Source organism: Dietzia sp. E1 (genome assembly GCF_014145015.1).
GTDB lineage: Bacteria > Actinomycetota > Actinomycetes > Mycobacteriales > Mycobacteriaceae > Dietzia > Dietzia cinnamea_A.
In genome coordinates, this window is the sequence record NZ_JAALDU010000082.1 from 19,558 (window position 1) to 27,577 (window position 8,020).

6 protein-coding genes are annotated in these 8,020 nt (G+C 70.3%); 3 read left to right on the forward strand and 3 right to left on the reverse strand.

What is annotated here, in order from left to right; translation table 11 throughout:
- Nucleotides 1–2 precede the first annotated feature (2 nt).
- The gene (locus G6030_RS03675; protein WP_182642243.1) at nt 3–4,052 is read right to left on the reverse strand and encodes an NERD domain-containing protein; all 4,050 of its coding nucleotides are present in this window, start codon (nt 4,050–4,052) and stop codon (nt 3–5) included.
- A 226-nt stretch (nt 4,053–4,278) separates the two neighbouring features.
- Between G6030_RS03675 and G6030_RS03680 the strand changes: the two genes are divergently transcribed.
- The 3 genes from G6030_RS03680 to G6030_RS03690 all read left to right on the forward strand — a co-directional run bounded on the left by G6030_RS03680 (nt 4,279) and on the right by G6030_RS03690 (nt 5,921).
- Nucleotides 4,279–4,719 carry a universal stress protein gene (locus tag G6030_RS03680; protein ID WP_182642244.1) on the forward strand — a complete coding sequence of 147 codons (441 nt, stop codon included), beginning with the start codon at nt 4,279–4,281 and terminating at the stop codon, nt 4,717–4,719.
- A 113-nt stretch (nt 4,720–4,832) separates the two neighbouring features.
- Nucleotides 4,833–5,180 carry a hypothetical protein gene (locus G6030_RS03685; RefSeq protein ID WP_182636250.1) on the forward strand — a complete coding sequence of 116 codons (348 nt, stop codon included), beginning with the start codon at nt 4,833–4,835 and terminating at the stop codon, nt 5,178–5,180.
- A gap of 111 nt (nt 5,181–5,291) precedes the next feature.
- The gene (locus G6030_RS03690) at nt 5,292–5,921 is read left to right on the forward strand and encodes an HNH endonuclease (protein WP_070722527.1); all 630 of its coding nucleotides are present in this window, start codon (nt 5,292–5,294) and stop codon (nt 5,919–5,921) included.
- A gap of 15 nt (nt 5,922–5,936) precedes the next feature.
- On the opposite strand, the gene G6030_RS03695 is transcribed toward G6030_RS03690, so the two are convergent.
- Nucleotides 5,937–7,523 (reverse strand): pyridoxal-dependent decarboxylase, encoded by a 1,587-nt coding sequence (locus G6030_RS03695; protein ID WP_182642245.1) that lies wholly within the window; start codon nt 7,521–7,523, stop codon nt 5,937–5,939.
- A partial coding sequence (locus G6030_RS03700) for an MFS transporter (protein ID WP_182642246.1) occupies nt 7,520–8,020 on the reverse strand: 501 nt, incomplete at its 5' end. The genes G6030_RS03700 and G6030_RS03695, both read right to left, overlap by 4 nt.

The window sequence follows — 8,020 nt, forward strand, 5'->3', positions numbered from 1 at the left end:
GCTTACACGCTCACCAACTGCGAATCGCTGGTGATGGGGAGCGGGAGTCCGTCCACCTGGTCCGGCTGGCCCGGGGCGTCCTTGGCGCGGCCCGTCACCAACACCACCGGCCGGCGCGGGGGAGCAGTCAGATCCGTCCACCGCCCGAGCTGGGATAGCTGTGAGTACTCGGCGAGCAGCGAAGCTTCCGTGAGGACCAACGCTGCGCCGTCCGTGGCATCGACGTTGTCGAGCACCGTCGTAACGTTGGCCTCCATGACGCCGCGCACCTGCTCGGGCGGCAACCGCAGGAACTCCCCGCGCTTGTCCAGCTGGCCGCTGGTCTCGAGCAGAGAGTCCACGCTGGCGAGAACCTCGGCGGACAGGTCCACCACCTCAGCGCCCAGGTGCTCGGCCAGCTTGCTCGCGACCTCGTCTCCACGGCCGTAGGGGACCGAGACGGAGACGAACCCAGGGCTCGAGGCTGCGCGCGCCAGTTGCTCGATCAGAGGATCCTCGGTGCCGGAACGGTCGGTAACCAACGCAGACGGTGTCCGGGTGTGCACCATGCTCAGGCCGGTTGCCTGCTGCGGGTAGCGGAAGTCCCGGTGCTGCGGATCCCACGCCATCCCCGGCATGTGCTCGGCCAGCACCGCCTCCACGTCCTCACGCCTCGGCTCGCGGGTGCGCAGTTCCGGGAAGCGGGCGCGGATGAGGTCCTTGAGCAGGCCCAGGTTGAACTGGCTGGCCGCCCGCGGCAGCGTCAGCGCGAGCAGCTCGGGCAGCTCCATCGCGGTGGAGTACAGGTCACCCGTTGCGGTGAGCGCCAACTCGTCGTCGCCTGCCACCGCCAGCTCCGCCAGGGTGAGCGGATCGATCCGGGACTCCGCGTCCGCGGCGTCCGAGAGCACCGACCGGGCCGCCCCCCTCAGCTCCGTGTGGACCAGCTCCGCGGGGACGTGCCGCACTCCCGGCTCGGCGAGCAGGTCGTGCGCCGCCCGGTTGAGCTCGACCACCAGGGGACGCGCCCACTCGGGGTGCACGCTCATCCCGATCACCCGGGCGGAGCGCCCGCGCCGCAGCAATTCCACCGCGGACCCGCCAGCGGCGTCAGCACGGTGCAGGCCCAGGTCGAACATGCGCAGCACGCCCAAACGCAGTCGCTCGGAATCGCGGTGCCCCTGCTCCGCCGGGAGACTCTGCTCCACCGCGCCTGCGATCTGCCGGATGCTCGCCACCCCGCCGCGGCGCACGATCTCCCGGCGGGTGGCGGCGCGAATCTCCTCGAATGCCGCGGTGAGCGCCGGGGAGGATTGCCACAGTGCCGGGAACTTGCCCGTGAGCTGCGGGATCCGCCCCGCGCTCAGCCTCAGAGGCTCGGCGTACCGGGACATCGCCTGGAACGGATCCTCCGGCGCGCCCTCGCCCCGCCCGAGGATCGTCCGCACGAGCCGGTAATCGGAGCTGCGCGAACTGCCCGCAGCCCGCAGGAGTTCCTCCGCCAGCTCCGCCAACGTGGGAAGAGCGACGGAGGTCACGGGAGTGGGAGTATCGCGGGGAGTGACCGGCTCCCTCGTCGTCGTCCCCCCGTCACCCGCGGTGACCGACGCCGCGACGGCCGCGAGCGCCTCGCGGAACTCCTCCGCCGAGCCGAACCGCACCCCGCTGTCCCCATCGAGCAGACGGGTGAAGATCCCCGTCATCTGCTCCATCACGTCCTGGCTCCACTCGGGAGGCATCACCTCCGCCGGAATCACCACGTGACCGTCGGTGAGCGAGGGCTCGCTCACCCCGTCCCCGTACGTCGGAGTCTCACCCGTCGCCATCTCGAACAACACCACGCCGGCCGAATAACGCTCGGCCGAGGAGTCGGCGATCTGCCGCGACCGCCGACCCAGGAACGGATCGCGGTACACGCCCGTACCCACCTGGGTGTGCTGCAGGGACTCGCGGGAGGCGGAGAAGTCGAACAGGGCCAGGTGCTGGCCGCGGCCCCGCCCCACGATCCCGAGGTTGGCGGGCTTGATGTCCCGGTGCGCGACCCCCGCCGCCTCCAGAGCGACCAGCATGTCCGCCAGGTTCACGGCGAACTTCCAGAACCGGTCCTGGGAGATCCGCCCGAGCTGCAGCATGCTCGCCAGCGAGACCTCCCCGCAGTCCGTGAGCACCAGGCACGTGCGCCGGTCGTGGACGACCATCGGGCCCTCGAGCAGCGCGACGAACAGCGAGGAGTACTTGGCCGGCAGCCCCTGGCCGAGCGAGCGCAGGACCTCCGCCTCCGCGGCCAAGCGCTCCGCAGCCCGCTCGTCCCGGGCCACCTTGAGGACCTTGGTGGGCGGACCAGAATCGTCGGTGAGATCTTCCACCTGCAGGCCCACCGCCGTCGAGCCAGAGCCCAGGACCTTCTTGACGACGAACCTGCCCTCGAGCACTCCGTCGATCATCGGCCGCAGCGCGTCCATCTGCTCGGCGGCGGGCTGCGGGGTGGCGGGTCGTGCGGCCTCGGCCAGGCGCCGCTCGAACCCGATCACCGGGGAGAGCCCCTGTGTGGAATCCGAGACCCCGAACTTGGTGTTGCGCGTGTCGACCGTCGCCGAAGTGGCGTCCATGACGAGCTCGCGGAGTCCCTGGTCGAACTCGCTCGTCACCGCGGACATGTCCAGGCCGCGGTCGCGCTCCAGCCGGTCGAGCAGCGAGGAGCGGTCCGTGGCCGGGGCCTGGCCGCCGGTGAGGACGTAGTAGGCCAGCGCACCGAGGGAGAACAGATCGGCCGCCATTCGGTCCGGCGTGTAGACGCCCGCCGCCTCCGGTGCGAGGTAGACGCGGCCCGCGAGCTCGTCGCCCGGCATCGATGTGCCGGAACCCGTGGCCCCCAGGACCGTTCCCGATGCCTCGGAGGTCCCCGCGCCGGACCAGCCGTCAACCTTCACCTCGATGCGGCCGTACGCGTCGACCGGCCGGGTGGAGAGCAGTCGGGTGTCGAGCAGGACGGTGGTGGGGTCAAGACCCCGGTGCGCCACCTGGTGCCGGTGGGCGTACAGAAGGGCGTCCGCGACCTGGCGGACGATCTCTACGCGCTCCCTGGACGAGAGCTTGGCCCCCGGCAGCGCCACGTCCAGCGGGCGATGGTCCGGCAGCGCCGGGTAGATCACCACCTCGTCCGAGGTACCGCGCAGCGTCTCCATCGAGCGGGGAGCCACGATGTGCTCGTTACCCAGCCCGGAGAGCAGCTCGTACTCCCGGCGCAGCGTCCTGCGCATGCGGATCTGCTCGCCCTCGGTGGCGGCCGCCGCCACATTGAGCACCCGCGCGCGGATCGGCTCGTGGGTCTCCCGGTGTTCGCCGTCCCATTCGTGGAAGCGCGGGTCGGGGGAGTCGACGCGGTCGTGCAGGAGGTACGAGCCGGCCATGTGATCGCGGACAGTGATCCCCGCGATCTTCCGCATGGCCAGCGCGATGAGCATGCTCATCGCCTCGCTGATCCGTTCGCGCCCCACCGGCTCCTGGACGCGGTCGGCGATCGGCGGGAGGTTGGTGCGGACCTCACGGTCGGGAAAGTCCGCCGGGTCCACTCCGAAGATGTTGTGGGCCTTGTCCGCCGCGAGGTGCGAGACGACCCCGGGGTCGTGGAGGAACACCGCCTCCTGGATCCACGGCAACCGTCCTACCTTGGCTGCCACGTCGCGGATGTCTTGGTCGCCGTCCGGATCCCGCGCCATGCGGTTGATTTCTTGCTCTAGCCGGGACTTGAACCGCTGGGCTTTGCGGCGCGTGGCCACCATCGGCGAGCGCATGGTGTCCACGCGTCCGCCCCGGTCGGTCACCCAGCGGTGCTCGTCGCCGCCGAGCCGGCCGTGGTACGACTTGAGCTCGAGCAGGTGGATGCGGGACTGGCCCACCACCAGCGCATCGACCTCGTGCCACTGGCCGTGGCTGTCCTGGAACTCGAAGTTGGCCCACACCCGGTAGGGCGCGGAGTCCGGCACGGCGTTCGCCAGCAGAGCCAATCCCTGCTTCTCGTGCTCGAAGGCCGAGCGGGAGACCTCTTTCCAACGATCAGAGTTCTGAAACACGGTGAGTGGGTCTCCTCGGGGCGGATCGGGACGGACGTCACCATCGGTCACATCACGTTCGAATCGTAGTGCAGCATCCGGACGGGGCAGCTCTGAACCGAGGGGCTGGAGGTCCCTACACTGGCGACTTCGCTGACGGGGTGCCCCGGCAGGTCTACGGTGGAGGGTGTCGTCGGTGCACGACAGTCCGGGGCACCGTCGGCATATCGCCAGAGGAGGACAGCTCATGGACACCAGGCCAGTAGTCGTCGGAGTCGACGGTGGGCCGGATTCGCTACGGGCCCTGAAATGGGCCGCCGAGTACGCGGCCGCGCTCGACGCGCCCCTGATCGCCCTGACCGCGTATCAGTTGCCGGCGGTCTACGGCCCGTATGCGATGGCCGGGTGGGAAGACGCCTCCGAGTTGGAGAGCAGCGCGCGCGAGATGCTCGCGGACGCGGTGCGCAACGCCCTCGGGGACGACGCTTCGTATAAGCCGGCCGTCCTGCAGGGCCACGCGGCCGAAGCGTTGATCGCTGCCTCTGAGGACGCCCGGCTCGTGGTGGTCGGTAGCCGCGGGCGAGGCGGGTTCACCGGGATGCTGCTCGGCTCGGTCAGTCAGCACGTCGTGGCGCACGCGCACTGCCCCGTGGTCGTCCTGCCGCATTCGAGCCACGAGACCAGGTAGCGGCGCCGCCCGTCGGGGTGCGTCACACGCAGCATCCAGGCCGACCGAGTCGAGCGTCACACAGGAGACCCTTACCTGCGGCGATTCCGCGTTGACCTGAGACAATACGCCTTATGGACACTGTCATCCAGATCATCCTCATCCTGCACTTCATCGGTCTCGCCGGGATCATCGGTGGCTGGCTCGCCACCATCAAGGCGCCTTACATGGCGAAGGGCATCCTGCACGGCGCGATCCTCCAGGTGGTGACCGGACTGCTGCTCGTGGGCCTGCGCGAGATGCAGGACGCTGACCTCAACCACATGAAGATCGGTATCAAGCTGCTGGTCGCCGTCGTGATCCTCGTCGTCGCGATCATCGGCGTACGCAAGGAGGCCAAGGCCCAGGGCAGCACCGCGACCCTGACCCACGTCGCCGGCGTGCTCGGCATCGTCAACGTCGCGATCGCGGTTCTCGTCTGACGCGTCTCCCCGTATGCGGACCGCGCCCCCCGATCTCGAGTCGGGGGGCGCTTGTCGTATGGGCCGGTCACACTGGGATGAAGACCGCAACCCGGAGTGGAGGGCGAGTAGATGGATGACGCGACCCGCGATGTCCCTGGTGCACGAGTGGCCGCGCCGGAGCTCGAGGACAAGGCGGATGTGCTGGCGGATGTCGCCGATGCGATCGAGACCGTTGGGCTTGACGAAGGCAGTCGGATACTCGGCCTCCGCTACCCGTTCGTGCCCGTGGAGAAGACGTCCCGGAGTTACACGGAACGGAGGTCATTGCGTCTCTTCTACCGCGACGGGTTCGTCGACCGCTACAGCGGGACGCGTCTGGTCAACCCCGGGGCCCTACGGCTGCTCTCCGTACTGCTTCCGGAGGACTTCCCCGCGGATCCGAACTGGGCGATGTCGCGATCGCACTTCGCGTTCTGGGAGCTGTTCCCGACCATCGACCACCTGCAGCCGGTGTCCCGTGGGGGAGAGGACACCGAGGCGAACTGGGTGACGACATCCATGCTGCGCAACTCCGCCAAAGCGCACTGGACGCTCACCGAACTGGGATGGGGACTCCATCCCCCGGGCGATCACGCCCAGTGGGACGGGTTGACCGACTGGTTCGTGCGGTACCTCCGGGCGAATCCCGCTCCTATCGCGGTGCCGTACATCGGTCGGTGGTTCCGGGCGTCTGCCGAGATTCAGGCGAAGTTCGCCTGAATCACTCCATCACCGTCACTCCATCACCGCCGCGAGGTAGGCGCGGACCAGGCGGCCGCCCACGCCGGCGGGCAGCCGTTCTATCGCCGCGAGCAGCGGCGCCATTCCGCCACCGCCTCCCTCGGTCCCGGCCTCGTCCGCGTCGAGGACACCACCCACGAGCGCATGCACCTCATCTTCTGGCAGGGCGAGCAGGTCGGCGGGGGAGAGGGTCCCTGTCTCCAGCGCGTCGAGCACGTCGGCGAACCCCGTTGGAGGAACTGGATCAAGCTGCCCGCGGACCTCGTCTGCGGCCTCAAACGCCACGCGGAGGATCTCCTCGACGAGCCGTTCGGTCACCGGGGTGATGGTGAGGTGGGACGACGACGACAAGGTCCCTCGCTTCTGGCGGTAGGCGGGCTGCGCCTGGACGGCGATGCCCCTCCGGGCGCAGGCATCCGCCCAGAGGTGCGGGTGAACGCGCCGGCCGTCTCCGGCGGACTCGTCGGCGACGACCGCCAGCAGTGGGCCGGGATCGCGGTCGAGGACTCGTAGCCCCTCGATGCCGGACAACCCGTCGACCAACCGATCGGTCGCCCGGGCGGTCCGGGCGACCAGTTCACGCTGCCCGCCGTCGCCGAGTGCCTCGAGCACCGTCCACGCCGCCGCGGCGGGTTCGAGCGGTTTGGATCCGGCGAGCGCCGGGTTGACCACCGGGTAGCCGGGCCAGTCGACGGTGGCGAACCATGCCGCCCGGTGGCGTTCGCGGCCCCGGCTGAGCAGCACCGACGTGCCCTTTGGTGCGAAACCGTACTTGTGTACGTCCGCCGAGATGCTGGTGACCCGCGCGACACGGAGGTCCCATAGCGGCATCGGGTTCGGCTCGGTGGCGTCCGGACCGGCGGGGTCCGGACCGGGCCAGAACGGCAGCACCAGGCCGCCGAGGCAGGCGTCGACGTGCAGCCCGATGCGCGGATCGTGCTCGGCCTCGAGACCGGCGGCCACCTCGGCCACGGGGTCGATCACGCCGTTCGGGTAGGCGGGCGCCGAACACACCACCAGCACCGTGTCCCCATCGACCGCCGCGAGAAGCTCGGCGGCGGTCACCCGCCCCGTCCCGGGATCGACCTCGACGCCGACGAACCTCAGGCCCAGCAGGTGCGCGGCCTTGCGGAACGCCGCGTGCACCGTCACCGGCGCGACGATCGTTCCACCGTCGCCCGGCTGTCGACCGGAGACCTCGCGGGCGGCGAGGCAGGCGAGCATGCAGCTCTCGGTGCCACCGGACGTGACGTTCCCGTAGATGTCGCCACCGAGCCCGTCGCGGCCCTCGCCACCCGCGCCCGCGGACCGTCTACGGAGAATGTCGCGCACACGGTCGACTATGCCGCCGTGGATCTCGGCGACCGAGGCGAACACCGTGGGATCGAGACCGTTGACCCCGTGCGCCAACCGGGCGGCGCGAGTCGCCAGCTCGTCGAGCTCCTCCAGCCCGGAGTCGTAGACGTAACTGAGGACCCGCCCACCTGTCGTGGGTGGATCCTGTGCCCGCAGCGCGGCCAACCGGGCCAGGGCGTGCTCCCCGCGATCGGTGATCTCGAGGGCCAGGGGATCGGGGGTCATGCGCGCTCCGTCCATCGGGGATAGGACCTGCCGAGGGTCCGGATCAGCAGCAGGCTCGTCGCCGCGAGGACCGCGGGGACCAGGGAGAACGCCAGGACGATCGCCCAGTGCGCCGACCCGGGCTGATCGGCCACCCCGCCGGACCGGAAACCACCGACCGCCAGCAGGGCGAGGACGACCACCGGCCCCAACGCCATCGCGCCGGTCTCGGAGGCCGTCCACAGGCCGCTCATGGCGCCACTTCGTCGTCGTCCCCCCAAGGTGCGGTCCAGGTCGGTGCAGTCGGGCAGCATCGACATCGGTAGCGCCTGCATGCCCGCGTACGCGACGCCCGCCAACGCCACCGGCACGTGCACCCACCCACCCGGCGCGAACCCGGCCGGGACGAGCAGGAGGGTGGCCACCGTGAACAGGGCCGTCGCCGCGGCGAGCGCCGGCACCTTGCCCCGCGCGTGCGCGAGCCGCGCCCACAGCGGCATCACCAGCAACGCCGGCCC